Source organism: Microcoleus sp. T3_A4, assembly GCF_036700465.1.
In the GTDB taxonomy this organism is placed as follows: Bacteria; Cyanobacteriota; Cyanobacteriia; order Cyanobacteriales; family Microcoleaceae; genus Microcoleus.
On sequence record NZ_JAUBOY010000024.1, the window covers coordinates 1 to 25,533 of the forward strand.

General features: G+C 46.5%; 23 protein-coding genes. 13 read left to right on the forward strand and 10 right to left on the reverse strand.

The genetic code is table 11. The features are described from left to right. Nucleotides 1–27: 27 nt before the first annotated feature. From QUA07_RS14865 to QUA07_RS14885, 5 genes are all read right to left on the reverse strand, one after another. On the reverse strand, nt 28–405 hold the full coding sequence (locus QUA07_RS14865) for a tetratricopeptide repeat protein (RefSeq protein WP_333326340.1): 378 nt from the start codon (nt 403–405) through the stop codon (nt 28–30). A gap of 168 nt (nt 406–573) precedes the next feature. After that, nucleotides 574–774: a hypothetical protein gene (locus QUA07_RS14870; protein WP_333326342.1), complete on the reverse strand. Its 201-nt coding sequence runs from the start codon at nt 772–774 to the stop codon at nt 574–576. Between the two features lie 87 nt (nt 775–861). Further along, nucleotides 862–1,851, reverse strand: a complete 990-nt coding sequence (locus QUA07_RS14875) for a tetratricopeptide repeat protein (protein WP_333326343.1) — start codon at nt 1,849–1,851, stop codon at nt 862–864. A 346-nt stretch (nt 1,852–2,197) separates the two neighbouring features. Then, nucleotides 2,198–3,802, reverse strand: a complete 1,605-nt coding sequence (locus tag QUA07_RS14880; RefSeq protein WP_333326345.1) for a protein kinase domain-containing protein — start codon at nt 3,800–3,802, stop codon at nt 2,198–2,200. After that, entirely contained in the window at nt 3,799–5,412 is a 1,614-nt protein-coding gene (locus QUA07_RS14885; protein WP_333326347.1) for an NB-ARC domain-containing protein, read from the reverse strand. The genes QUA07_RS14880 and QUA07_RS14885 overlap by 4 nt, the downstream gene beginning before the upstream one ends. A 225-nt stretch (nt 5,413–5,637) precedes the next feature. Here QUA07_RS14885 and QUA07_RS14890 point away from each other — a divergent pair, with 225 nt between their 5' ends. The 3 genes from QUA07_RS14890 (at nt 5,638) to QUA07_RS14900 (ending at nt 7,631) form a co-directional block, all read left to right on the forward strand. Beyond that, nucleotides 5,638–6,228, forward strand: a complete 591-nt coding sequence (locus QUA07_RS14890; protein ID WP_333326350.1) for a C39 family peptidase — start codon at nt 5,638–5,640, stop codon at nt 6,226–6,228. A 157-nt stretch (nt 6,229–6,385) separates the two neighbouring features. Further along, nucleotides 6,386–7,264: a peptidoglycan-binding protein gene (locus QUA07_RS14895; RefSeq protein ID WP_333326352.1), complete on the forward strand. Its 879-nt coding sequence runs from the start codon at nt 6,386–6,388 to the stop codon at nt 7,262–7,264. A 112-nt stretch (nt 7,265–7,376) separates the two neighbouring features. Further along, a complete protein-coding gene (locus QUA07_RS14900) occupies nt 7,377–7,631 on the forward strand; it encodes a hypothetical protein (protein WP_333326354.1) in 255 nt (84 codons plus the stop codon). A gap of 274 nt (nt 7,632–7,905) precedes the next feature. Here the strand turns inward: QUA07_RS14900 and QUA07_RS14905 are convergent, their stop codons facing one another. Beyond that, the gene (locus QUA07_RS14905; protein WP_333326355.1) at nt 7,906–8,520 is read right to left on the reverse strand and encodes a pentapeptide repeat-containing protein; all 615 of its coding nucleotides are present in this window, start codon (nt 8,518–8,520) and stop codon (nt 7,906–7,908) included. 74 nt (nt 8,521–8,594) lie between these two features. Between QUA07_RS14905 and QUA07_RS14910 the strand changes: the two genes are divergently transcribed. The 5 genes from QUA07_RS14910 to QUA07_RS14930 all read left to right on the forward strand — a co-directional run bounded on the left by QUA07_RS14910 (nt 8,595) and on the right by QUA07_RS14930 (nt 13,927). Then, nucleotides 8,595–10,028 carry a hypothetical protein gene (locus tag QUA07_RS14910; RefSeq protein ID WP_333326357.1) on the forward strand — a complete coding sequence of 478 codons (1,434 nt, stop codon included), beginning with the start codon at nt 8,595–8,597 and terminating at the stop codon, nt 10,026–10,028. 410 nt (nt 10,029–10,438) lie between these two features. Beyond that, on the forward strand, nt 10,439–12,022 hold the full coding sequence (locus QUA07_RS14915; protein WP_333326359.1) for a chloride channel protein: 1,584 nt from the start codon (nt 10,439–10,441) through the stop codon (nt 12,020–12,022). 62 nt (nt 12,023–12,084) lie between these two features. Further along, on the forward strand, nt 12,085–12,960 hold the full coding sequence (locus tag QUA07_RS14920; protein ID WP_333326501.1) for an Rpn family recombination-promoting nuclease/putative transposase: 876 nt from the start codon (nt 12,085–12,087) through the stop codon (nt 12,958–12,960). A gap of 131 nt (nt 12,961–13,091) precedes the next feature. Beyond that, on the forward strand, nt 13,092–13,571 hold the full coding sequence (locus QUA07_RS14925) for a J domain-containing protein (protein ID WP_333084991.1): 480 nt from the start codon (nt 13,092–13,094) through the stop codon (nt 13,569–13,571). Between the two features lie 83 nt (nt 13,572–13,654). Further along, nucleotides 13,655–13,927 (forward strand): DUF3143 domain-containing protein, encoded by a 273-nt coding sequence (locus QUA07_RS14930; RefSeq protein ID WP_333039717.1) that lies wholly within the window; start codon nt 13,655–13,657, stop codon nt 13,925–13,927. Nucleotides 13,928–14,250: 323 nt separating this feature from the next. Here the strand turns inward: QUA07_RS14930 and QUA07_RS14935 are convergent, their stop codons facing one another. The 3 genes from QUA07_RS14935 to lysA form a co-directional block, all read right to left on the reverse strand. Continuing rightward, nucleotides 14,251–14,997, reverse strand: a complete 747-nt coding sequence (locus tag QUA07_RS14935) for an isoprenyl transferase (RefSeq protein WP_333216554.1) — start codon at nt 14,995–14,997, stop codon at nt 14,251–14,253. Between the two features lie 20 nt (nt 14,998–15,017). Next, the gene (gene cdaA, locus QUA07_RS14940) at nt 15,018–15,911 is read right to left on the reverse strand and encodes a diadenylate cyclase CdaA (protein WP_333084990.1); all 894 of its coding nucleotides are present in this window, start codon (nt 15,909–15,911) and stop codon (nt 15,018–15,020) included. Between the two features lie 230 nt (nt 15,912–16,141). Next, the gene (gene lysA, locus QUA07_RS14945) at nt 16,142–17,560 is read right to left on the reverse strand and encodes a diaminopimelate decarboxylase (protein WP_333326362.1); all 1,419 of its coding nucleotides are present in this window, start codon (nt 17,558–17,560) and stop codon (nt 16,142–16,144) included. Nucleotides 17,561–17,685: 125 nt separating this feature from the next. On the opposite strand from lysA, the gene rimI reads away from it, so the two are divergent. The 5 genes from rimI to QUA07_RS14970 all read left to right on the forward strand — a co-directional run bounded on the left by rimI (nt 17,686) and on the right by QUA07_RS14970 (nt 23,227). After that, nucleotides 17,686–18,333: a ribosomal protein S18-alanine N-acetyltransferase gene (gene rimI, locus QUA07_RS14950; protein WP_333326364.1), complete on the forward strand. Its 648-nt coding sequence runs from the start codon at nt 17,686–17,688 to the stop codon at nt 18,331–18,333. 741 nt (nt 18,334–19,074) lie between these two features. After that, complete coding sequence (locus QUA07_RS14955) at nt 19,075–21,552, forward strand: ATP-dependent Clp protease ATP-binding subunit (RefSeq protein WP_190733781.1); 2,478 nt, start codon at nt 19,075–19,077, stop codon at nt 21,550–21,552. A 388-nt stretch (nt 21,553–21,940) separates the two neighbouring features. Then, nucleotides 21,941–22,534, forward strand: coding sequence for a signal peptidase I (lepB, locus tag QUA07_RS14960; protein WP_333326366.1), 594 nt, complete (start codon nt 21,941–21,943; stop codon nt 22,532–22,534). Between the two features lie 217 nt (nt 22,535–22,751). Continuing rightward, nucleotides 22,752–23,075 carry a DUF1825 family protein gene (locus QUA07_RS14965; RefSeq protein ID WP_006632589.1) on the forward strand — a complete coding sequence of 108 codons (324 nt, stop codon included), beginning with the start codon at nt 22,752–22,754 and terminating at the stop codon, nt 23,073–23,075. Next, entirely contained in the window at nt 23,075–23,227 is a 153-nt protein-coding gene (locus QUA07_RS14970) for a hypothetical protein (protein ID WP_333326369.1), read from the forward strand. Before QUA07_RS14965 ends, QUA07_RS14970 begins: the two co-directional genes overlap by 1 nt. Nucleotides 23,228–23,356: 129 nt before the next feature. Here the strand turns inward: QUA07_RS14970 and QUA07_RS14975 are convergent, their stop codons facing one another. After that, nucleotides 23,357–25,276, reverse strand: coding sequence for a transglycosylase domain-containing protein (locus QUA07_RS14975; protein ID WP_333326370.1), 1,920 nt, complete (start codon nt 25,274–25,276; stop codon nt 23,357–23,359). Between the last annotated feature and the right edge of the window lie 257 nt (nt 25,277–25,533).

Below are 25,533 nucleotides of genomic sequence, written 5' to 3' on the forward strand. Positions count from 1 at the left end.
GAGATTGCACTCACTTTTTTCACTTCTCTATTTTATTGCGATCGCATTCCTCTTTAAAAACTGTCCGGAGTATTGTTCTAATGCTTTTTGATAAAACTCTACTGCTTGATGATATTGATTGAGATAGTGGTAAACAACGCCTATTTTGTGAAGAACTTCCCCCTCACCTGGGCGATCGCCGATTTTTCTCCTAATCTCCAAAACTTGTTGGTAGGTTTCCAGTGATTTTTGTAGCTCGCCGCTATTTAATTGCTCGTTCCCCTGTTGAAACAGTCTATCTGCTTCAGTTTTAGTATTTTGGGCATTTTGTGCTTGTTCTGGCACTTCCAGCGCTAAAGCATTCGATCTTTGTAACAGGGGGGAGCCGAGCAAAAGCAGGTAGCAAAAAATAAAAGTTGATATCAAAGATAATTCCCTCACTTTTAGCTAACCCCAAACAAGTTTACCTCAATAGGTCATTTGCCTTAAGAACAAGAAATTCCTAACCTGTAAGCTGTTCTATATTTAAACTGTGTGTCAAAAATCAATAAAACTCTTGTGGAACGGGCTTCTAGCCTGTCCCGATTTTCCAATTTAAATGCGTAACAGCTTACGAGCGGCTATATTACCTGGGTGGTCTGGTCTGACACTAGGAGGATCTTTCATTGGTGGTGTGTCCGGAGTGCTAGCTGCTACACCAGAAATTAAAATAGTTTCTCCAGCACCAGGCCTCAACCCGTTTGGTACAGAAACTAATTCCTCAGCTACCTGACTCGCAGATTTTTCATTACTCATTTTCGTTCTTGCCTCTCACCTCATGATTTCCAATTTCATACTCCCTCTAAAAACAGTTCTCCGGAAAAAATCAAAATTTTCTCTAAATTAACTCCCCAATCCTCCGGCAAAGCGTTGCGGTTTTGCCAAACTTACCTTGAGTTTGGCAATCTGCGTTTCAATTTCCTTGACTCTTGCCGTATTTCCTAAAGCTTTGTGACTGTTTATGGCTTGCGTCAACCAGCGAAGTGCTTCTTGCTTCTCACCGATCGCCCCGTACAACTCCCCCAAAGCCTCCTCTAACTGCGCTTGCTCCCCGATGTCTTTGGCTGCACTAGCTAATTCCTGTGCTTTTAGATAATTGCTCTCTGCCAGCAATGTCACCCCTTCTTCCCAGAATAAATCGCCGAGCTTGCGATAGGCAATAGCTTCTTGAAAACCCGTTGCTACCAATGCTTCCAATGTCTCGATCGCCTCAGATTTCAAATCGGAACCGATGTAAAAATAAGCACGTTGCAAAGCTTTGGTTTTCTCGGCAATTTTTTGACTGTTAATTTGCTCGATCGCCCCTTTCACCAGTTGCTTTTGGGTCGTTGGTAGCATTCGGAAGCTGCGATCGGGCAGTTTTTCCTCGTCCGATGTCCTGCCGTTCTCAGCTTTTACCACCAGTAAATACACAAATCCCGGTTCCAGTTGTGGTGTTCCCGGATACACTACTTCATTTCCATTAACTTTTGTTTCCCAAATTGCCCGATCGCCCTTCACTAAACTAACAATATAATTATTAACACCGGGAACTTTATTCCAACGCAATTTCGGTCGATCGTTCAGCAATAAAGTGCGCCGAGGACTGATAATATAAGGAATTAAGACATCCAGAGGCCCGCGAGGATCGGCAGTATAATCGTCACAGTCGATCGCTAGCATTTCTTGTTGAGAGAGATCGGAAACTTGGGGAGTCAATCTATTAATTACAGGATAAACCTTTGAGGCTGTTGCGATCGAAATTAAAGGTGTTAGCCCAAAAATAACAAAGTAAGTAAATGTTTTGCTTTTGAGACTGATTAGTGTCAACTTGGATGGAGGATTATTTTTCATTACCTAAATTATCTATAACAGGAGTTACAGCACATTCCACATTTATCAAGTACATCCCGGAGCGATATATCCCTATAGGGACTTAGGCAGTGCCTTTCGTCGTGTTAACTCGATCGGGAATATCGATCGGGCCTCAAATACGGCCTGGGGTTTAAACTCCTGGCTAATAGCCAAAGTCCTCTAAAAGAGGACTGGTATAAAATCCGGGTTTGATATTTCCTTTATTTGTCATTGTTGGCGCCCGCTTCACAATCGAATAGACTGTGAAAGTGTTTATTAGTCCTCTTTTAGAGGACTTGTGCTTTGAGGCAGGGGTTTAAACCCCTGCCGGACTATCGGGGATACGCTATAACTGTAATTTTTCAAAATTTTTGCTAAATTCTTGCAGCACCCATCTCTGTTCTTCAGGAAATTCAGAGGACAAATTATTATAGCATTTTTTCCAATTAAATCGAGATTTTTGTTGATTTCCTTGACGTTCTAAAAGAACAGCTTCCAGACAGTAAGCAACAGAGCGATCGCTAGAAATATTAATCGCTTTCTTCAGATTATTGTTAGCCTCTTCATATCGCCCTAACTCCAACTGCGCCCAACCTAAATTTTTGTAGACGGCATACTTAATTTTGTCATCTTTAGCAAGTGGCAAAGCTTTTTCTAACAGCGGTAGAGCTTTTGCATATTGTTTGTCTAAAATTTCTAACCGTGCCAAATTATTCAAAGCTTGATTAAATCCAGCATTTACAGCAATTTGATAGGCAGCGCGAGCCTTTCCATACTCGTGTTTGTCTTCATAAAGCACGCCTAAATTATAGTTAGTCTTGCCGTAATTAGGTTGAAATAAGAGAGCGGTTTTATAATATAACTCCGCAGTATTTAAACGTTTGTCTTTGTAAGTTAAAAAACCTTCTTTGTTAAGATAAAATACTATTTGGGGTGATAGCGTCCACAAACCGCCTAGGAAAAATAAGCTACCTAGAGCTAGTTTACTTACCCAGTTAAAATTTAGCCACTCCTTGATAGGATGCGTTTTACTGGGTTCTATCGAATGATTAATTTCTGGCACTGGTTGCGCCAAGCTCTCCAAGGGCGATCGCGAGTTTACCCCTGCCAAAATTTGCAATATTTCCTGGCAAGTTTGCGGTCGCTTTCCGGGAAAAATCGCCATCATTCGGTCGAGCGAATCTGCCAGATGCGGTGAAACTTGCGTTGCTTTATCTCGCCATATCAATTCACCATTGTCAGGATTTTTAGGTAAATCGATGGGCACTTTTCCTGTCAGTAAATAAACAAAAGTACGTCCTAGAGCAAAGAAATCAGATTGCGGTACTGCATGACCCTCTGCTTGTTCGCTGGGCGTATAACCAGCGGAAATAATCGCAGTTCCAGTATAATTTTCTTTTTGCTGTCGCAGGTAAGTTTCTGTTACTTCTCGCACCGCACCAAAATCTACTAATACCAAGTCTCCATCGGGTTTTAACATGATATTGGACGGTTTAATATCTCGGTGAAAATACTGCTGGTCGTGCAGTAAATTGAGAATTTTTGTTAGTTGAGTTAACCACTCAATGGCTGTTTCTGTAGTTATTGGTTGATTAGCTCTTGCTAACATCCACTCTTGTAAATTTTGGCCTGGTATTTTCTCCATTACCAGACATGGTAACGGTTTGCTACTACCTTCAGGCCAAGTAAAATAGCCGTCTGTTTCTACACGAGGAATGCCAGGATGCCTTTGGCTCATTAAGAACTCTGCTTCTCGCTGAAATAAAATGGTGGCTTTTTGCTTAATATCTGGGTTATTAAAGTTATCCAAATTCAAAACTTTTAATACTTTGATAATACCACCATCATCTACTTCAAAAATATCGCCAAAGCCACCGCCGCCAATGCGATCGATCACTTGATAGCGACCTTGAAGTAAAAACCCTGGATAAATTAAGCTACTTGAAGTCATCTTTCTGTTTCTCCCAGCAGTTTTAAAATATTTTTTTCAGCGTAGTTACCAGCTTGAGAAGGAGATTTACGCAATTTTAATAAAAGTTCTTCTAGCGGCTTTTGAAAAGGACTCCCCAGTGTCAAGTTCAAACGCTCTCTAATTATATTGAACATCGGGTTTTGCTGAGTAGTTTTAGCACCGTCTATTTCCGGGTTTTCATCTAAACCATGACTTCCGATTAAACCTAGGTGTTCGAGAGATTCCGCTTGCATTGCTTCTCGAAGATTTTGACATATTTGTTCAGCAAGTTTATGAGTAACATATTTCATCATCACAGGTTCGAGAGTGAATTTGGATTCAGCACTCGAAGGGGAAAGCTCTTTTTCGATTAAGGAACGTCTTACCAAGGATTCTAATACTGTTAGTAATTCTGAACTAGAAACGTCGGCTGATAATTTTGCTTTCAATTGGTTCAAGGAAATCGGCTGCTGTTCAATTACCAGCCAGTACATCACAGCTTTTCCTACATCTGATAACCGCTGAAAATGTTCGTTAAGTAGATTGCCAAAAATATCGCCAATAACTAAGGAGCTTTGAGCGATAAATTGACTAATATTGCCATTAAACAACTCTTGAATTGTGGTACCAGTAAATTTCAGTGCAGCAGGATGACCTCGGTATATTTGTATCAGTTCATCTAAGCCGTTTTCTGAGGCAGAAAACCCAATGGCCGCCAAAAGCATTTTTGCCTCTGTTTGTTTTAAGCCTTTAACTTGTAATGTACGCACAGGTAAGGTTTCGCCTGCTAAAGAGGATATCTCTACAGGTTTTTCTCGCGATAGGAGTAACAAGCAGCTTTGATGCCGCTCTTCTCCGATTCGCCGCAGTAGTTGACCGTACCCTTGATAACCGTCTCGGTAGTACCCAGCAATGTCTCCACTTCGCAAAATCATTTCCCAATCATCTAGGATTAGCAAACAACGGCGATCGCGCAAACTCTTGAGCAGGGAAGAAATTTGCTCGTCTACAGTGGTTGGAAGTTGCGTGTCTTGGGAACTGCTTGCAAATGAATTCAACTCAGTCAAGATTGTGAGTAAGGGAGGTGCATGGCGGAGACTGCGCCAAATTAGGTATTCAAAACCACCCTGAATTTGTTCTCCCAGTTTAGCAGTCAGAGCCGTTTTACCAATACCTCCCATACCCAACAGCGCCACCAAGCGACAGCGATCGTGGAGTATCCATTGACTGAGAGTGTTTAGTTCTAGACTGCGACCGAAAAAAAATGAGGCATCCGGCGCTTCACCCCAATCTTGGCATAAAGGAGTGCTTGTAACTGCAATTGGCTGTGCGACTGTCTCTGACTGCAAGAGCGATCGCCTTTCCAATGCCGCTTGAAAGTTTTTTTTACTGACCCTTTCCCCCAAAGCTTCAGAAAGCAGCTTCCATAACTTGGGGCCCACATCTTGCATCAGGTATTCGGCAGCATATCCGTAAGTCTCTGCAATCTTATGATACTCATGACCGTTCCAAGATCCTGTCAGAATTATTACTTCTATATCTTTTAAGTGTCTGTTTGTTTTGGTAAATACGGCTGTATCTGCGAGTTTCAGCGCTTCTTCAAAATTCATAAGGTTAAAAAATTTTAATTGGATCTTGAGTATAACCTGAAGTTTACTGAGGTTTACTTATTTAAACTCAGCTTGCCTCATTATTTTTATTTTTGTATTGAACTTTAACAACTTAGGTTATCTATATAGACCGTACAATAACAACTCGCTACTGTATAAATATCAGCTAAAACAAACGAGCTGAAGCCAAATCAATCATTTACAACACTTACCTTGAGTTAAATTATGTCTATTAATCATAACGTTCCGTATTTCAGTCAAGAAGATAACGAGATTGAACCCTGGCGCACTTGCGGTGCTACAAGTTCGGCAATGTGTCTGAAATACTTTCAAGCTGCAGATTTAGGCCCCTTTGCACAGTACGAGGATGATGTTAAAAAACGTTTCGATCGGCTGGGAATAGATCACGGTTCTCCCGATGGCATCAAAAGATTGTTAGAGGGTTTAGGGTTGAGAGATAAGTTGACATTAAAGGGAAGTCTTTCAGACATCACTCGCTCTCTCGATTCTGGCGAGATCTGTATATTGCACGGTTTTTGGACGAATTCAGGTCACATTCTAGTTATTCGCGGTTATAACGCCAGTGGTGACTTTTTTGTGAATGACCCAGCAGGAGAATGGTTCCACTCAGGCTATCGGAAAAATTCCCGATTTTCACCAGATAACAAGGGCGAAAACAAGTTATACAGCGGTAAATTGATATCCTCCGCGGGCAATGCCTCTAGTTTGCGTGAAGCTTTATCTTTTTATGACAATTGGGACAGTAGCACGATCGAATCTACTGCAACAATGTGGCTGCATCGAATTTCTAAATAGCCGAAAAACTTACTGCGTTTGCAATTAAAATTGCGTCCGGTAAAGCCCCTGAATAAAAAAAGTTTGTAGTGAGGACTTTAGTCCGCGTTTTTCCCAAACCTGCAACAAAAGACTGAAGTGCTTACTACAAACATCATTACTACTTGGAGAACTGAATATGACCATTAAAAAAGTCGAGTTACAAATCAATGACGGGATTATTGATAGCCCTCACCTGATTGACGAGGTAGAAATCCTGCAAAGGCGCTTGAAAGATTGGGGATTATTACCCAAAGATGCCAAAATTGACGGACTTTTTGGGTCTGTCACAAAAGCAGCAGTCGAACAATTTCAACGGATGCGCCCTGCTAATAAAAGCCAATTTGTCCCCGGCGGACTACAAGTTACTGGAAAAGTCGATCGCAATACCTGGGCCGAGTTGCTGAAGGTGAAGCCAGAAGAAATCGCAATAGTTAGTCGCACAGCTAAGATGTGGGATATGCCCGGTGGCTTTCCTGGCGTCGATCGTATTTTAGATATCGCTCAATCCCCGTCGGAAATTCGTCCCTTTGCTAAGAAAAATTTGCCTCTTATTCTCGATCGATGTCTCAACGATGGAGTTGTCGATCTAGGGCAAATTGCCTATGTTTTTGCAACGGCCCAACATGAATCCCTTTTGGGACGGTTCATGATGGAATTAGCTGATGGGTCGGATTATGAAGGTCGCGAAGATTTAGGAAATACTGAACCCGGTGATGGCCCTCGCTTTAAAGGCAGAGGTTTTGTCCAAATTACAGGTCGTCGCAACTATGAAAGCTGGAGTGAAAAACTGGGAATTAATTTGGTAGATAATCCTGAAAAAGCGGCTCTTCCTGAAATTGCTGCGATGATTATAGTTCGGGGAATGCGCGATGGTAGCTTTACGGGTGTAGGTTTGAGTAATTTTATTGTTGGCGCCGATCGCGATTTCTATAACGCCCGAAAAATAGTGAATCGACTGGACAAAGCCGACCTCATCGCGGAGTTCGCCCAGTCTTATTTCAACGCCATAGCCTAAACAGAAGTTGCCCCCTCCGTGGGGGAACTTCCACCTAAAAATTCAACAAGTAGGCATTCTGCCTGCCCGATGGTTACTTACCATTTCTATGTATATTTATGAGGTTAATCAAATGACAAATTCTTCTATGGTTGAGACTCAAGCAAACGATGCCGATCGCGGAAAAGATTTTGCACAAGTTTTGCAAGAGGATAATGGAAAATACTCGACAATGCGAGCCATGAGTTTTATTGCGCTGATTGCAGCGATTGTGTTTGGTGCAATAACAATAACTAGCAATGATTCTGAGGGCAAATACATTACAACTGCTTTTTTAGTTGCTGCTTTCGCGCCAAAAGCTGTTCAAAGATTTGCAGAACGTATGTAAATCAAGTTGAGTTAGATGGATGATGAAAGCAGCCGACGTGATGGTAAAATTTGTTGTTGCTAATGCTCGAAACTCTGTATTTTTAACCTCTCATCTCTCTCAACGACCTTATTTGCTCCATCAGCCCGATAGCCACTCGCTATTAGAGTAGCGATCGCACCTCACCCCTTCATCTCCTCACCAAATAACCAGAAATGAAGGTTGCAGGTGCGATCGCCCTCTGCTCTGATTAATGACAACTGACAACTATCAACTGACAACTATCAACTGACTTTCATTCATGCCGCGTACCATCAGGCATCACCGCACCCTTTAAATCCGCCCCTTCTAAATTACTATCCAACAGCCAAGCATTTCTCAGATTAGCACCCTTCAAATTAGCACTTTCCAGATTAGCCATCCACAGATTAGCACCCTCCAAATTAGCCCCCTCCAAGTCAGCATTTACCAGAAAACTACCTTTCATAAAAGCACCTTTTAAGTTAGCCTTTTTTAAATTACTCCCTCCCAAATAAGCATCCTCTAAAAACGCATTTTCTAAATTGCTTGCTTCCAAATTCGCCCCTACCAAATTGCTGCTTATCAGGTAAACCCCAGCCAAATTTGCCTGTTTCAAGTTAGCGTTTACCAAATGTGCGCTCCACAAATTGGCATCTTTCAGGTTGGCTTTTTCTAAATTGACGCCTTCTAGAAAAACTTCGCTCAAATTCGCCCCGGAAAGATTGCAACCTTGACATTCCCTCGCTGTCAGCAATTGCCCGACTTGATGCTTGACTGACGAACGGTTCGCTGCGAAAATTATTAAACCTGTAGTTGCTAAGGCAATAATACTAAAAGTTGCCAGCCCGATCGCACTTACAATCTTCCTTTGTCCCGCGCCTCGAAACATCCGCTTGCAGCCCCTAAAAATTTTTCGATAATTGTTCGTATTTATAACCTAGTTCCTTCCTTCCCCTTCCCCTTATGAAAAAAAAGTTAAAATTTAAATTCCTGACGATCGCACTTATTGTAAGCTTAGCAATAATCGGTGTCGGATGCGATCGCCTTTTCAAAAAACCCTTTCAACTTCCCGCCTCAGCCAAACAAGAACCCTGGCCCATTCAAACAGGCCTCCGAACAGCCATCGTCCGCGACAACATACCAACAGTCAACCGCGTAGTTTTAGTACCAGACGAAGCCACCTTCTTAGCAGCAATCCAAAAATGGAACCTCAAAGGAAACTGGCCTATTCTCATCGAAGACAAAAAATATGCGCCCATGTTTTTGCAGCGCTTTCAACCCGAAGAAATAGTCCGTTTGCCAAGCATCAAACAGCAACTGCCACAAAATCAAAAACTCCAACAATTAATGCTCAACAGCGCAGCAGCAGCTTGGAATGCCACCGATACTCAAACCTTAAAAGCAAAATGGAAGCAACTCGGCTGGGAACCCCCAGGAGTAGTAATCACATCAGAAAACGACCCCGCACGCTCAGCAGCAGTTGCCTTAGCAGCCGCTCACGGTCAACCTTTAGTATTTCTAGAAGGCAACTTGGGAAAACCCAACGATACCCTCAATAACACACAGTGGAAAACTCTGCAACTAGCAGTTACAAAAGCCGTCGAATCAACCGGATATTTTTATTCTCAACTCGCAGACCCGATCGACACAATAACCATTGTACGCCAACTAGCAGTCAAATATCAATCTCCTGAAAAACCCGACGAACAACTAGCTGTTACCGACGGTTTGGGAAGACACCCCAACGGCGAACGCTGGGCGGCTGTCGGCTGGATTTACGGCTCGGAAGTGCGATCGATCTATCAAGCCATGTGTGCCATATTTCTCGACAGCCAAACAGCCATGCTTTATGACAGTTACCCCAAGGAAGGAAATTGGGGAAAATATGAAATGGAGGAAGCAGCTAGCGGACTAAAAACCATAGGTTTGAATGTTGAATTAGTGCAGAAACCAGAATCTAGCCTGGAAAAGTGGCGGAGTTTAGCTTCAAAACCGTGGACATTTGACTTAATATTAATGAACTCCAAAGGCTATCCAAAATCCTTCCAAGTCGGCAACGGCGACGCTTCAGTTGAAGACCTACCAAAACTCCAATTCCCCGCAGCAATCCACATGATCCACAGTTGGTCAGCAGCAGCGCCAGATGACACAAACACCGTTGCCGGAAGGTGGCTAGAGAATGGTGCTTACGCATATATTGGCAGCGTCAACGAACCTCTTTTATCTGCATTTATTCCACCTAAATTAATGGTCGATCGCCTAAAGCGAGGAGCACCCTTTTTAATCGCAGCACGCCAGCTAGAATCCCCACCCTGGAAAGTCGCCACCATCGGCGATCCGCTAATGTCGATCGCCAAACCCAGACCAAGAATCCCGCCCAGTCAACAACCAATGTGATAGTATGCGCGAGCGAGGGATTTAAAATTGGAGATTTAAAATTGGAGATTTGAGATTTGTGGTTGTAAGGTAAAATCTCCAATCGCCAATTCTTTAATTGGAAAGTTGTTTTTTACTGAGTTATATGATATTGCGATTTCACAGATGCGATCGGCATAACCACCCACACGGTAAATATAGTTAATTAGCATTATCGCCAGAGTATATCTAAGTTTGAATGTAACTGAGCATACAATCACGCCAAATCCGCCGCTCCTCAGAATCAGTCATTCCAGCCCAGCAGCCAGCCCCAAAAAATTACCCTAAAATACGCCTTAATTAAGTTGTCAATTCCCCTAAAATCACTCAAAATGAAAATAAGAAATAAATTGTAATATTATATAACTTCTCACCGAAGAATTAACCGCTAAATGAGAGCCATCCCTCCTGTGGATCTGCCGCCACCTGGGCCAACCGCAGCAACTCCCCAAGCCTCCCGACTAAGCCCGGTATTCAACCGCCTGCACCCCAGCCCAGAAACCCTCTTGCTCATCCTCTCCCTAGTCATCGGGGGAGTTACGGGTGCAGGCGTCGTCACATTTCACTATCTCATCCACTTCATCCACAGCCTGATGCTGGAAGACTTCATGGGGGCGATCGCGTCGAAAGGCTCTTGGACTCTAGCCTGCATTCCCACCATCGGCGGAGTCATCATCGGGCTGATGCGGTGGCGATTTCGGGACTTTGGCCCGAATATGTCTTCCTTAATTGCAGCCACCCGCGGCCTGCAAGAACTCTCCCCCCTCAAACCCATCACCAAAATGGTGGCAGCCTCAGTTTCCCTCGGCACCGGCGCCTCCCTCGGCCCGGAAGCCCCCAGCGTCGAAATCGGCGCTAACTTCGGAATGCTGCTGGCTCAAGTTTTGCAGCTTTCCCCAGAACGGCAGCGCTTGCTCCTCGGCGCCGGAGCTGCTGCTGGTTTATCCGCCGGGTTTAACTCTCCCATCGCGGGAGTGTTCTTTGCTTTAGAAGTCGTGCTCGGCAGCACCTTCGCCACTTCCTCAGTCAGCGTTGTCTTGCTCTCCGCCGTAGTTTCCGCGCTCATCGCTCAAATCTGCTTGGGAGCTCAGCCGGCTTTTTCTTTGCCGATCTACGATGTCCGCAGCCCCCTGGAACTGCCTCTGTATATGGGATTGGGACTTTTGGCGAGCGGAGTGTCTCTAGCCTACACAGAAGCAATTCAATTAGCCGAGGGCTGTTTTCAAGGAAAAGTCCGAGGATTTGCTTGGCTCGGACGACTGCCCCGGCCGCTTCACCCGATCATCGGCGGGGCCGGAGTCGGCTTAGTCGCCCTACAATTGCCTCAAATTTTGGGTGTCGGCTACGAAACAGTCCAAGCAATGCTCCAAGATGTTAAATTTTCCTTGCCTTTGCTGCTGCTGCTGCTGTTTGTCAAACTGGCGATGACAGCAATCAGCCTCGGCAGCGGTTTAGTGGGCGGTATCTTCGCTCCGGCGATGTTTTTGGGAGCTTCCCTGGGTTCGGCTTACGGCCTCTTTTTGGAAATGCTGCCCGCAATGAGCGATCGAGTCGCTGGCCCTGCCGCCTACGCAATGGTGGGAATGGCCGCCGTCCTCGCCGGCAGCGCCAGAGCACCGCTGACAGCCATCCTATTGATGTTTGAATTAACCCGCGATTATCGGATTGTCTTGCCTTTGATGGCAGCAGTCGGATTGAGCGTTTGGCTGGTGGAGTGGGTAAACCGCCGATCGACAGCCCACAGCCTCAACCTTCAGCAAATGGGCGTAGACGTGGCTCTCAATACACCGATCAAAGCTAGAGAACAGTTGCAAGATTGGGAAGATGTTCTGGGCGATCGCATCGTCACAGAACTGATTTCTTGCCAACTCCCCACCGAGGGCGAACACAGGGACGATGAGCCTGTGCTGGCGATCGCCAATGCACATTTGCCGGAAAATGTCAAACCATTACCTGAAACAAAATCAGCAGTTTGACTGCTCTCAAATCCCGTTGTTTCGCCAGCAAACCGATCGCCTTAAAGCTAAATCTGACAACCATGATATTTATCAACCCGAAAACCGATTACGCCTTTAAAAAAATCTTCGGTTCCTCAGAAAGCAAAGATATTCTAATTAGCTTTCTCAACGCTCTAATTTATGAAGGCAATCCCACCATCCAAGACTTAGAAATTATCAACCAGAATCTGCCGAGGCAACTTGAAAGTTTAAAAGATACTTACCTCGATGTCACAGCCAAACTAGACGATGGCACCTTAGTCATTATTGAAATTCTAGTTCTCAACGTTCAATATTCTGGCAATCGGGTGTTGTACAATGCAGCCACAACCTACGCATTTCAATTGCAAAGAGGAGAAGGCTATCGAATGCTCAAGCCATTAATAGCTTTAACCATTACAGATTTTGAAATGTTTCGCAACAGCCCTAACTTAATTTCGAGATTTGTGTATAAAGAAGTTAAAAGCAATTTAAACTATCCCGAAGATGCCATGAATTTAGTGTTTATAGAATTACCTAAATTCCATAAAGAAGCAAGTCAACTAGAAACTTTGACAGATAAATGGATATATTTCATGAAATATGCCAGAATTCTCTCAGAAGTTCCCGAAACAATCGATAGCGTACCGGAAATCCACAAAGCATTCGATCTTGCCAATCAAGCCCGGTTAAGTCGGGAAGAAGTAGAAGTTTTGGAACGCAGGGAACAGTTTATTCACGACCAACAGGGGGCAATTATTAAAGCTTTTGAAGAAGCAAGACAGGCAGGAATACAGGAAGCAAGAGAGGAAAGAAAGCGAGAAGAAAAGCTGGCGATCGCCCGACAATTACTCTCACAGCTAGATAATGCCACGATCGGTCAAGTTACGGGGCTTAGCGTTGAGGATGTGCAGAATTTGCGCTCGACCAATTCATAGTTTAAAGTCGGCGATCGTACCTTGAGCCGATCGCCCAACCTCAACCCCTCGACATCGCAGACAGTGGCGCTACCCTCAAATCTGCTCTAAAATAATCAAAAATTATAAACAACAAGCCCAGAGGCGCTGAGGTGACTCCTAACGAGGGAACGGCAAACAGCAAAAGTCAGAAAATACCCGGCAAAACCCCCTTGGGTTCTAGTTACTACAGCTTGTTAGGGCTGCATCCTTCCGCATCGCCGATCGAAATTCGGCGATCGTACCGGGAACTGAGCAAACTCTACCATCCCGATACCACCGAGCTGCCGCCCTCCGTCGCCACAGCCAAATTTCAGCAGCTAAATAACGCCTACGCCACCCTCAGCAACCCAGAACGTCGCCTCGCCTACGACCTCAAAATAGGCTATTCTCGTCTGAACGTGATTCAGTCGCCCCCAGGCTTCAATACTCCGGTTTCGGGATCGGGCAAAAAAACTTCCAACTCCGCTTACCTAGATCCCACGGATCGACCCCTTTCCCCCGGAGAAATGTTCGCTCTGTTTATCATGGGAGCTAGCTTAATCGGATGTTTGGTACTGGCGATCGCGATCGGCTTAATTCGTGGCAATTAAAGCCTCAAATCCCAAATCTCTAATCTCAAATCGGAAATCCTCAATCCGAAATCCCCAATCTAAAATCTCAAATCTAAAATCCCATGACTCTTCCTTCCGCTGACACTCCTTTGTACAACCATCCACTCCCGGAAATCGAGCAGTGGCTAAAAAGCCGTGGCTGCCAGCAAGATCGGCGAGAACTCCACTGCTGGCAGATCGAGCAACTTACATGGAAAGCAGAACTCTCCCTCGATATCGACCAACTCACCGTCCGCTACATCGATGCTGGAGCCGACGGCCAAGATATTCAGCGAGCATTCAAATACTCGCTCTCACGTCAGGACATTGAAGCGGCCGTTTTCTCCGGCCCCTAATTTGATTTTAGATTTTAGATTTTAGATTTTAGATTTTAGATTTGTCCTCCAATCTCACATCTAAAATCGTTATGTGGAGCAGGAGATGAGTGAAATTGGTATGAGATTTTAGATGGGGAATCCAGGTAAAAAGCATCAACCGTGCAAGCATTTACATGGGATTGCGATCGTCCCGGTCGCTCTATTGTGCTGTGCAGGACGCTCGCAGGTGGCGTAAAAACGTTTTTTACTTTTATGGAGATGCTCCCTCAGAATCCACACCTACTTGGAAACTGAAAAATCAACCAAAAAATCTAAAATCTAAAATCCAAAATCCAAAATCGTTACACTTTGCCAAATCGGCGGCTGCGCTTCTGATAATCAGACAAAGCGCGGTGAAACTCCGATCGATCAAAATCCGGCCACAGCGTCTCAGTAATGTAAATTTCCGAATAAGCCATTTGCCATAGTAAAAAGTTGCTCAACCGCATTTCCCCACTCGTCCGGATTAGTAAATCCGGGTCACAAACATCAGCAGTATACAAATAGCGTTTAAATAAAACCTCATCAATCTCCTCCGGCTGCAACTTGCCCTCTTGCACCTGAGTGGCGATCGCCCGACAAGCTTGTACAATCTCCTGACGCCCCCCGTAATTCGTCGCCACAGTAAACAAAATCCCCTGATTGTGCTGAGTTGCCGTCACAGAACGCTCGATTTGCGCCTGCAAAGACTTCGGCAAAGCCTGCAAATTCCCCATAAATTGAATTTGCACGTCCTCGTCCACCATCTCCCGCAATTCTTGCCGCAGCTTACCCTCAAACAAACTCATTAAAAAATCCACTTCCCCGGCCGGCCGCCCCCAATTCTCCGTCGAAAAAGCATAGGCCGTTAAAGCTGGAATCCCCCAATCTTTGCAGCAGCGCAGCAGTTCCTTCAGAGTGCTAGCTCCTCGGCGGTGCCCCGCAATCCGCGGCAACCCCTTCTTCTGAGCCCAGCGCCCGTTCCCGTCCATAATCACTGCTATGTGCTTAGGCAGTAGTTCCTGTTGCAGATCCTCCGGCAACTTTTCCAAGCAAATTCCTTGACTCATGGTTTCTCCCGATTACCCGACTAACGGCGCAGTATCCGTTTTAATAGCGTCACTCCCTTCAATCCTATCTGGCGTCCGAGATTGCCGATCGGAATTGGAGCCACAGCTCTTTCTCCCTCGGACGGAAACAGCTTTGCTTCCAGCAATTCCTTAAGTTTGTTGCTAGTCAAAGGTCGATTTAAAAGTCCCATCTGGGCTAAAGAAATAGAACCCGTTTCCTCGGACACCACCACGCACAGGCAAGCTTGCACCCGTTCCGTAATCCCCATTGCCGCCCGGTGGCGGGTTCCCAACTGCCGCGACGCAGTGCGATCGGACAAAGGCAAAATTACCCCCGCCGACACGATCCGCGAACCTCGAATCAAAACAGCTCCGTCATGCAGCAAAGTTTGCGGCTGAAAGATAGTCTGCAACAATTCTTTAGAAACTTCAGCATTTAGCTTTAATCCCGGCACAGAAAAATCTCGATCGTCGATCGGAGAATCTGTTTCTATAATTAGTAAAGCGCCCGTGCGGTTTTGCGAAAGTTCTTTTACTGCGTCCACAATTTCATCTATTACGCTGTCCGGTTCGGGATTGGGTCGGCGATCGCGTCCAAACAGTTGCCGAAATTCCCCCCGACCCAATTGTTCCAGAAATCGGCGAAACTCCGACTGCAATATTACCGCCATTGCCACAGCAGAACCCGTCACCAAGCTGTTGAGGGCAACGTGCAACAGCCTCAATCCAGCCCAGTTGCTCACCGCCGCCGCCAGCATCAAAATAATAAATCCCCGTACCATCCACAGCGTTCTGCGCTCGCCAACAATGACGAGCACCAAATACGCAAGGGCAAAAACCAGTCCAATATCGATCCCTTGAATCAATAAGGACTGAACCAGGGCCAAGTCAAAGCCAAATTGTTGATTGTTCATGGTTCATCGAACGCTACCGCCTGTGAACCGCGAACCGTGATGCACTCGAACCCGTGAACCATGAACAGTTGTTATAAGGAATACGCTGAAAATCCCCGTGTTTTTAGACCGGGGAGTGTCAATCCAATCGTGTGACTGAACAAGGCAAAAGTTAAAAGTGAAAAGGCAATCATCACTAAGTAAACATGGATTATCTTTCTTTTAACTTTTAACTTTTAACTTCTAAGTTTTTACTTTTGAGCTCCGAGTCGTTCAGGAAGGCGGTCAAGCCTTAGCAAATCCTGGTAAGTTTCCCGCTGTATAATCGTGTTAACTTCCCCATTTCTCACTAAAACCGCTGCCGGTCTGGGTACTCGGTTATAGTTAGAAGCCATGCTGTAATTGTATGCTCCCGTAGCCGTCACCACGAGGACATCTCTAGGCTTACACTCTGGCAACTTAGCATCTTTAATCAGAATATCGCCTGATTCGCAGTGTTTGCCAGCAACTGTCACTGTTTCCGTTAAGGGAGCAGACATTTGGTTGGCTGCGAGAACTCGATAAACTGATTGGTAGGTAATGGGACGCGGATTGTCCGACATACCTCCATCCACAGCTAGATACGTCCGCATTTCCGGAATGACTTTTTGAGAGCCAACAGTATAAGCAGTGACACAGGCTGTACCGACGAGCGATCGACCCGGTTCGCAAAGCAATTTTGGTAATGGCAATTGCTGCCGCTCGCAAGCTGCTACCACTGCGGAGCAAATTGTACGAGCCCAATCTTCTATGCTGGGAGGATCGTCCGCTTCAGTATAGCGAATGCCCAACCCGCCGCCAATATTAATTTCTGTCGCTGGTAAACCATAACTCTGTGCTTTTGTCAAGGCCTGAATTATGACTTCAGCTAAATCGTCATGGGGTTGCAGTTCAAAAATCTGAGAGCCGATGTGAGCGTGTACTCCCACGCAAAATAACGACGATTGTTGGCTGATGAATTCAAAAACTCGATCGAGGGAATTGGGATCGAAGCCAAATTTACTGTCGATTTGACCCGTTTGAATGTACTCGTGGGTGTGACACTCAATTCCAGGAGTAAACCGCACCATAACTCGTGTCGGCCCGCCTGTCTTGCTGCTGACACCCAATTTTCCCAACTCTGCTAGAGTCTCCAAATCAAGCCAATTGTCGGCTACGGTAACGCAGCCGCTTTCGACAGCGAGCTGGATTTCCTCGCGGGATTTGTTGTTCCCGTGGAAGTAGATTTTGTCGGGATTCACACCAGCTTGTAGTGCTGTGTGGATTTCTCCTGCAGATACCACATCTATCCCTAAACCTTCCGAAGCGGCGATCGCGCAAACTGCCAAACAACTCCAAGCTTTAGAAGCATATAGCACTTGAGATTCGCCCGGATAGTACCGTTTAAAAGCATCTCGGTACTGGCTGCTTGTGGCCCGCAGCGTTTCTTCATCTAAAATGTACAGTGGCGAGCCAAATTGCTCCACCAAAGCTGTCACCTCGCAGCCTCCGATTTCCAACCGATCGCGACTGTTAACACTGGCTGTCAGCGGTAAAAGTTCTTGATTGGGCGATCGATTTTGCAGGGCTTGTTGAGACTCAGACAGATACTTAAGTCCCGATTCTACCCCGATCGATTGAGTTGATACCATCTCGCAATAACTATCCTTACGGTCTTTCTCAGTGTACAATTGACCGCAAGCAATTGGGTCATAAGGGCCCAGATTGATGCTTTTGAGTAATTTTAAAATCTAAAATCTAAAATCTAAAATCCCCTGTGCGTTTTATAGAAATTAAACATCTCGCCCCAGAACACCTGCCTAGCGCGGTAGAGCTCGATCGACTTTGTTTTGGGGGACTGTGGACTTTAGAAGGCTACAAGCGCGAGTTAGAGAGTCCTAACAGCGATTTATTAGGTTTGTGGACGTGGGAAACTGAGGACTGTGAATCAGATCCAAACCGGGCGGGCACGGGGACACCGCCCCTACAGATTCCGGCGGGCACGGGGGCACCGCCCCTACAGATTCCGCCAACTCTCATTGGTATCGGTTGTTTGTGGGCGATTTTAGAAGAAGCTCACATTATAATGCTGGCAATTCATCCTCAGTTTCAACGTCATGGTTTGGGACAAGCTCTGCTTTTGGCTTTGCTAAAATCGGCTTGTGACAGACAATTAGAGCGCGCAACTTTAGAAGTGCGGGATTCTAATTTAGCGGCAGTTTACCTGTACAAAAAGTTTGGTTTTAAAGAGGCTGGACGGCGCAAGCGATACTACGAAGACACAGGAGAAGATGCTCTGGTAATGTGGCGCAGCGGTCTGGAAAAACCGGAATTTCAGCAATATTTGGCGGTTGAGAAAGTGCAGATGTGCGATCGGCTGCATCAGAAAAATTGGCATTGGGCGATCGATAGTTTTGAGTTTTAAATGTAATTTATTGAGTCTTTAACTTGCATTGAGAAATAATGGGTTACTCGATATAAATTTAGTTCAAAATCCTCATAGGCAATCAACTTCAGCATGGGAAGAAACCTCTGCCTGCACGATCATACTTACCGCTTTGCTTCGCGCTCGTTTGAACCGTGCAGAGTATAGTCTGAGCCAAACCCCTCGGAGTGTAGCAACACTTACTAATTGATCGGGAGCGAGCGCACAACTGACAACATGAAGAACACCCAAATCTTCAAAGGATCTGAGACAAAATTTTAGATAAAAAAAGCCCAGCTCACTCTTTCCCTCGCAAACCCAAAGATTCTTGAGAGGGACAGCAGCTTAAGGATGAGTTTAGGGGATCGATCGCCCATCTAACCAATAACTTTTGTACAAAACCCGCCCTGTACTTCGAGAATTATCACTTTTGCACCTGCATGACAGCCAAAAAGATTATGCTAGAATCCATCAATACGCAGTCGTAGGTTGGGCACGGGCCGAGAAGAGCAATCTTCTTGCAGTCTAGGGGAGGTTGTAGGTCAGCCACCATTTGGGTCTTCCCAGTTGAAAGCCACCCTGCAACATGAGCCTGGAATCTGCAACCGCAGCCGAGTGCGGCAGATAGGTTGGGAGTGTCGCGCTAGAATAAGCAGTACGAGTTAACACTCGAACACAAACGCTCGTTGTGCGAGCGTGACCTCGAAACGGGCACATAGCAGCAGGTGATGGGAATAAATCATGTTTGAACGCTTCACAGAAAAAGCAATAAAAGTAATCATGTTGGCCCAGGAAGAAGCTCGCCGCCTGGGTCACAACTTCGTAGGGACAGAACAGATCCTCCTGGGTCTGATTGGTGAAGGAACCGGGGTTGCAGCTAAAGTCCTCAAATCAATGGGGGTCAACCTCAAAGACGCTCGGATTGAAGTGGAAAAAATCATCGGGCGCGGTTCCGGCTTCGTAGCAGTAGAAATACCGTTCACCCCCCGCGCCAAGCGGGTTCTAGAACTATCCCTAGAAGAAGCTCGCCAACTCGGACACAACTATATAGGTACTGAACACCTGCTGCTGGGCCTGATCCGCGAAGGTGAAGGAGTAGCGGCCAGAGTCTTAGAAAACCTGGGAGTAGACTTGTCGAAAGTCCGCACCCAAGTGATTCGGATGCTGGGAGAAACCGCAGAAGTCGCAGCCACTGGCGGCGGCGCTCGCACCAAAACCCCAACCCTGGATGAATTCGGTGCCAACCTGACTCAAATGGCGGTGGATGGGAAACTAGACCCAGTAGTCGGACGCCAAAAAGAAATCGAACGGGTAATCCAAATCCTCGGTCGCCGCACCAAAAATAACCCGGTGCTCATCGGCGAACCCGGAGTCGGTAAAACAGCTATCGCCGAAGGCCTGGCCCAGCGCATCGCTAACAACGACATCCCAGATATCCTCGAAGACAAGCGCGTCGTCACCCTCGACATCGGCTTGCTGGTTGCCGGTACGAAATACCGGGGCGAATTTGAAGAACGCCTCAAAAAAATCATGGACGAAATCCGCACTGCGGGTAACGTGATTTTGGTGATTGACGAAGTGCATACTTTGATCGGTGCAGGTGCGGCGGAAGGGGCGATCGACGCAGCCAACATTCTCAAGCCAGCCTTGGCAAGAGGCGAGCTCCAGTGTATCGGTGCTACCACCCTAGACGAGTACCGCAAGCACATCGAGCGCGACGCAGCCCTAGAACGGCGCTTCCAGCCCGTCATGGTCGGCGAACCCACCGTTGACGAGACGATCGAAATTCTCTTCGGTCTGCGAGAACGCTACGAACAGCACCACAAGCTGAAAATCTTGGATACAGCCCTAGAAGCTGCAGCCAAACTCTCTCACCGATACATCTCCGATCGCTTCCTCCCAGACAAAGCAATTGACTTGGTAGACGAAGCTGGTTCTAGAGTTCGCTTGATCAACTCCCAACTGCCCCCCGCAGCCAAAGAACTTGACAAAGAACTCCGCCAAGTCCTCAAAGATAAAGACGAAGCGGTGCGTTCTCAAGACTTTGATAAAGCAGGGGAATTGCGCGATCGAGAAATGACGATCAAAGCCGAAATTCGGGCTATTTCCCAAGCCAAAAAAACCGACTCGGCCCGCACCGGCGAAACCGACCCATCGCCAGTAGTCACCGAAGAAGACATTGCTCAAATCGTGGCAAGCTGGACGGGAGTCCCGGTAAACAAACTGACCGAATCCGAATCCGAAAAGCTGCTGCACATGGAAGATACCTTGCACCAGCGCTTGATCGGCCAGGAAGAAGCAGTGAAAGCCGTTTCCCGCGCCATCCGTCGCGCTCGCGTTGGTTTGAAAAATCCGAATCGCCCGATCGCCAGTTTCATCTTCTCTGGCCCCACAGGCGTCGGTAAAACCGAACTGACGAAAGCTTTAGCCGGCTACTTCTTCGGTTCCGAAGACGCGATGATTCGGCTGGATATGTCCGAATACATGGAACGGCACACCGTCTCCAAACTCATCGGTTCTCCGCCTGGGTACGTCGGCTACAACGAAGGCGGCCAACTCACAGAAGCAGTCCGCCGCCGTCCTTACACCGTCGTGCTGTTCGACGAAATCGAAAAAGCCCACCCCGATGTCTTCAATATGCTTTTGCAAATATTGGAAGACGGCCGCTTAACCGATGCCAAAGGTCGCACCGTGGACTTCAAAAACACGCTGCTAATTATGACCTCAAACATCGGTTCTAAGGTGATTGAAAAAGGCGGCGGCGGTCTCGGTTTCGAGTTCAGCGACAACCAAGCCGATGCTAATTACAACCGCATTCGTTCTTTGGTTAACGAAGAACTCAAAAACTACTTCCGCCCCGAATTCCTCAACCGACTCGACGAAATTATCGTCTTCCGCCAGTTGAACAAGGAAGAAGTCAAGGAAATTGCGGTCATCATGCTCAAAGAAGTGTTCGGTCGTTTGACAGAACAGGGCATCACCCTGGAAGTGACCGAAAAATTCAAAGAACGGCTGGTAGAAGAAGGCTACAACCCCAGCTACGGAGCCCGACCCCTGCGCCGCGCCATCATGCGTTTGCTGGAAGACAGCTTGGCTGAGGAAATCCTTTCTGGCCGCATCAAAGACGGTGACACCGCTGTTGTGGATGTGGGCGAGGACGGGATTGTTAAGGTGCTGCAAGGTCAAAAGCGGGAATTGCTGCCCCAAGGCGCTGAGTAAGTTTGAGTTGTGTGCGATCACGAGTTAAGTTTGGAAATAACCAATCACGTAATCGCAAACAACTCAAAATCCTCAAATAAAAAAGGTAGAGAATTTAAATTCTCTGCCTTTTTTATGAGTTAATCTCAAGAGGAGAGTTATGGCATAAATCTTTGATTGATAGGGAAACCGCAGATGCTTTTCAAGATTGTTTGCGAATGCCTGCACTTCACGTCTAGTAATTAACAGCGACATACTTCAATGGTAAGCTGGACAGCATTTAAATTGTATATTTTGGGCGGGATCGTGTGCCCAGCTCGCTCAGGGTTTGATTATTTCTTGAGATGCAATTTAAATGCTGAGCGAGCTTAATCAGATAATTAGTGGCAACTATATAGCGAGGACTTTCATGACATCTGAAAAAAAGAATTTGGGTACAGAAGTAGCAGACAATCCGCCTGAAAGCTGGTGGCAAAAAGCGTGGAAGTCGCAGCGAGAAAATCTTCAGATAGTGATTATTGCTTTGAGCTTAGCAATAGTGATTCGAGCCTTTGTCGCCGAACCGCGCTACATACCCTCAGATTCTATGGTACCCACTTTGCACGTGGGCGATCGCGTCGTAGTCGAAAAAATCTCCTACTACCTCGAACCGCCCAAAACTGGGGACATCGTAGTATTTGCCCCGCCCGAAAAGTTGCAAGAACAAGGCTTTACCCAAGACCAAGCATTTATCAAGCGGGTAATTGGCTTACCGGGTCAAACCGTCGCCGTTAAAAAAGGTTTAGTTTATCTCAACGACAAACCCCTCGTCGAAAAATATATTGCCGAACCTCCTAAATACCAGTGGGGGCCTTATCGCGTTCCAGAAAATGAATACTTTGTGATGGGAGACAACCGCAACAACAGCAACGACTCCAGCAGGTGGGGATTTTTACCTAAGCAGAATATCATCGGCCGCGCTGTAGTGCGGTTTTGGCCTCTAGAACGAATCGGGGAAGTTTGAAGTCAGTTGACAGTTGACAGTTGACTGTTGACTGTTGACTGTTGTCATCGCAAGCCCGATGTCCGATGCCCGATGCCTCTCCTGTACGGAAATTTCTACTTATTCTTGTACCTTGAGGGGTAGGGACTTCCTCCGGCAACTGATAAAATAGTAGAAAAAGCAGCGGGATTTCTCGCTTAGAGCAAAATTAGTAGAATATTAAAAAATTAGGAAAGCTATGGGATTTTTTGATTCAGAAATTGTTCAGCAAGAAGCCAAACTGTTGTTTGAAGACTATCAATCTCTCATCAAACTAGGCGGCAATTACGGAAAATTCGATCGCGAAGGCAAGAAAATGTTCATCGCTCAGATGGAATCAATGATGGAGCGCTACCGTATTTTTATGAAGCGCTTTGAGCTGTCTGAGGACTTCATGGCTCAGATGACTGTAGAGCAGTTAAAAACACAGCTCAATCAATTTGGTATCACGCCCCAGCAGATGTTTGAGCAAATGAACTCAACGCTGGAGCGGATGAAATCTGAGCTGGAAAAACAATCCTAGTGTCAGAAGGAAGAAGGAAGAAGGAAGTTCGGCAACGGATTCGCTCGACGGATGTAACGGATGTAACGGATGTCAGTCCGATGGAAGTCGGAAGAAGGAAGAAGGAAGAAGGAAGAAGGAAGTTCGGCAACGGATTCGCTCGACGGATGTAACGGATGTAACGGATGTCAGTCCGATGGAAGTCGGAAGAAGGAAGAAGGAAGAAGGAAGAAAAAGAAAGTATTCTCCCTGCCCCATGCCCCATGCCTAATCCCTAATGATTAATGACTAATGACTGATAGTTAAGGCCGCTCAAAAGATGAAGCAGGTTTGAAACTTTCTGCGGGAACTCCCTGCAAAGCTTGGCTCATAAAATCACGCCAAACAGGGGCGACAATAGTACCACCAGTAGCACCGTAGCTCATCGGTCTGTAATTGTCGTTGCCCATCCAAACAGCCACCGACAACTGCGGCACGTAACCCACAAACCAGATATCCCGTTCTGAGGAAGTTGTACCAGTTTTCCCAGCAGCCGGTCGCCCAAGTTGAGCAGCCCTTGCCGTTCCGCTGCTAATTACCCCTTGCAGAGCGCTGTTGACAGATGCGGCCGCCCAGGAATTGAGAACTAATTTGGGTTTGGGGGTATTGTCGAGCAAGACGTTGCCGCTGCTGTCAGTAACTTGCACGATAAACGTGGTGTCAGAATGCCAGCCGTTGTTAGCGAAGGTAGCAAAAGCTCCGGCCATTTCTAAAGGAGTGAGGTCAACGGCACCCAAGGGCAAAGAAATCACCGGTTCCATCGGACTTCTGATGCCTAGCACGCGGCAAATCTCAATCACTTTATTCAATCCGACTTCTTGGCCAAGCTTGACGGCGGGAATGTTGAGAGATACTTCCAAAGCTCTGCGGATGCTGACGGCACCGGAGAAGCCGCCACCGTAGTTTTGAGGGTAGTAGTAGCCGTCGCCGTCGCGGTAGCCGACAGGGGAGTCGTATACAACTGAATCGGGGCTGTATTTGCCACTAGCAAAGGCAGCGTAGTAGATAAAAGGCTTAAAAGAAGATCCGGGCTGGCGGCGTGCTTGAATGGCGCGGTTGAACTGGCTCTTTTCGTAATCGACGCCGCCCACCATTGCTTTGACGAAGTGGGTGCGGGGATCGACGGCGGCTAGGGCAATTTGACCTTCCTCGCGATCGTAAAACAGGCCTTGGTAGTAAAGCCGATTGTGCCACGCTTTGACTGTTTCTTCGGCTATGCGCTGCATTTTGAGGTCGATCGTCGTTTGAACGCGCATTCCTCCCTTAACCACGGCATCTCGCCCAAAACGCCTCGTCAGTTCCTGGACTACGGCTTGTGTTACGTAAGGAACTTGAGAGCCACCAAAAGAGGTAATTTTGCCTAGCTTAATTTTTTCCTGGCGGGCAGCAGTCTCTTGGGCCGGCGTAATCCATTTAAGATCCTTCATGCGGCCTAAAACGAGGGTTTGCCGCTCTTTTGCCAACTTGTAATTGACGAAAGGACTGTATTCTTCGGGAGCAGAAATTAAGCCGGCCAGCATCGCGGCTTCTGAAAGAGTCAAATTACTTGCTGATTTGTTGAAATAGCTTCGAGAGGCTGTCTCTACGCCATACAAGTTGTGACCTAAGTAGATTTGATTCAGGTATAGTTGCAGAATTTGGTCTTTGTTGAGAATTTGCTCCAAGCGGATAGACATTACCGCTTCAGCTACCTTGCGACTAAATTTTGACTGGGGAGAAAGAAACAGGTTCTTGACTAGCTGCATAGTCATAGTTGAACCCCCTTCCACGGTTCTACCTTTCTCTAGGTTTACTAGGAGAGCTCGGGCTATACCGCCGGGGTTGATGCCTTTGTGGGTGAAGAAGTTGCTATCTTCGATCGCCAGAACAGCTCGTTTCAGGTTCGGCGAGATTTGGTCAAGGGGTACGACATCCCGGTTGGCTTCGTCGTGGATGCTGGCTAGCGGCTTGCCGTTGATGTCGTAAATGTGGGTAGTTTCTGTGGGAGAGTAGGTTTGCAAGATCCGAACATCTGGCAAATTGCGGAAGCTGATCGCTAAGCCAACCAGTCCACCAGCGACTACGGAACTGGCAAGCATTGTCATGCTGAGTATGGTTCCGGCGGTCACTTTACTGACTGACTGAACAAACTCAAATACGGGGGCTGAGTTTTCCGTGTTATTGCGGACTGCGTTGGTTGACACGTGGATTTCACTTCCTCACTCGATTTGGGGTTTAAGACTTTTAATTTTAGATGCGAACCCTAGAGACTGTCAGTCGATTCTAGATTTTAGATTTTAGATTTTAGATTGATTCCACAGATGAATCTGGGAGTTTGAACAAGAGTCTAAAATTTGGGGATCTCCACGACTGTTGTCGGGGGCTGGTATCCGTTTTTGGGCGGGGTCAGCTAATGAAAGCCGGTCAGCTTTGGGATTATAGTAGCTTGATAGTTATGTTT

Excerpts from the sequence above, each read along its gene's own strand:
- QUA07_RS14870 (WP_333326342.1), bottom strand. The coding sequence starts at position 774 with ATGAGTAATGAAAAATCTGCGAGTCAGGTAGCTGAGGAATTAGTTTCT.
- QUA07_RS14875 (WP_333326343.1), bottom strand. The coding sequence starts at position 1,851 with ATGAAAAATAATCCTCCATCCAAGTTGACACTAATCAGTCTCAAAAGC.
- QUA07_RS14880 (WP_333326345.1), bottom strand. The coding sequence starts at position 3,802 with ATGACTTCAAGTAGCTTAATTTATCCAGGGTTTTTACTTCAAGGTCGC.
- QUA07_RS14885 (WP_333326347.1), bottom strand. The coding sequence starts at position 5,412 with ATGAATTTTGAAGAAGCGCTGAAACTCGCAGATACAGCCGTATTTACC.
- QUA07_RS14890 (WP_333326350.1), top strand. The coding sequence starts at position 5,638 with ATGTCTATTAATCATAACGTTCCGTATTTCAGTCAAGAAGATAACGAG.
- QUA07_RS14895 (WP_333326352.1), top strand. The coding sequence starts at position 6,386 with ATGACCATTAAAAAAGTCGAGTTACAAATCAATGACGGGATTATTGAT.
- QUA07_RS14900 (WP_333326354.1), top strand. The coding sequence starts at position 7,377 with ATGACAAATTCTTCTATGGTTGAGACTCAAGCAAACGATGCCGATCGC.
- QUA07_RS14905 (WP_333326355.1), bottom strand. The coding sequence starts at position 8,520 with ATGTTTCGAGGCGCGGGACAAAGGAAGATTGTAAGTGCGATCGGGCTG.
- QUA07_RS14910 (WP_333326357.1), top strand. The coding sequence starts at position 8,595 with ATGAAAAAAAAGTTAAAATTTAAATTCCTGACGATCGCACTTATTGTA.
- QUA07_RS14915 (WP_333326359.1), top strand. The coding sequence starts at position 10,439 with ATGAGAGCCATCCCTCCTGTGGATCTGCCGCCACCTGGGCCAACCGCA.
- QUA07_RS14920 (WP_333326501.1), top strand. The coding sequence starts at position 12,085 with ATGATATTTATCAACCCGAAAACCGATTACGCCTTTAAAAAAATCTTC.
- QUA07_RS14930 (WP_333039717.1), top strand. The coding sequence starts at position 13,655 with ATGACTCTTCCTTCCGCTGACACTCCTTTGTACAACCATCCACTCCCG.
- QUA07_RS14935 (WP_333216554.1), bottom strand. The coding sequence starts at position 14,997 with ATGAGTCAAGGAATTTGCTTGGAAAAGTTGCCGGAGGATCTGCAACAG.
- cdaA (WP_333084990.1), bottom strand. The coding sequence starts at position 15,911 with ATGAACAATCAACAATTTGGCTTTGACTTGGCCCTGGTTCAGTCCTTA.
- lysA (WP_333326362.1), bottom strand. The coding sequence starts at position 17,560 with ATGGTATCAACTCAATCGATCGGGGTAGAATCGGGACTTAAGTATCTG.
- QUA07_RS14955 (WP_190733781.1), top strand. The coding sequence starts at position 19,075 with ATGTTTGAACGCTTCACAGAAAAAGCAATAAAAGTAATCATGTTGGCC.
- lepB (WP_333326366.1), top strand. The coding sequence starts at position 21,941 with ATGACATCTGAAAAAAAGAATTTGGGTACAGAAGTAGCAGACAATCCG.
- QUA07_RS14965 (WP_006632589.1), top strand. The coding sequence starts at position 22,752 with ATGGGATTTTTTGATTCAGAAATTGTTCAGCAAGAAGCCAAACTGTTG.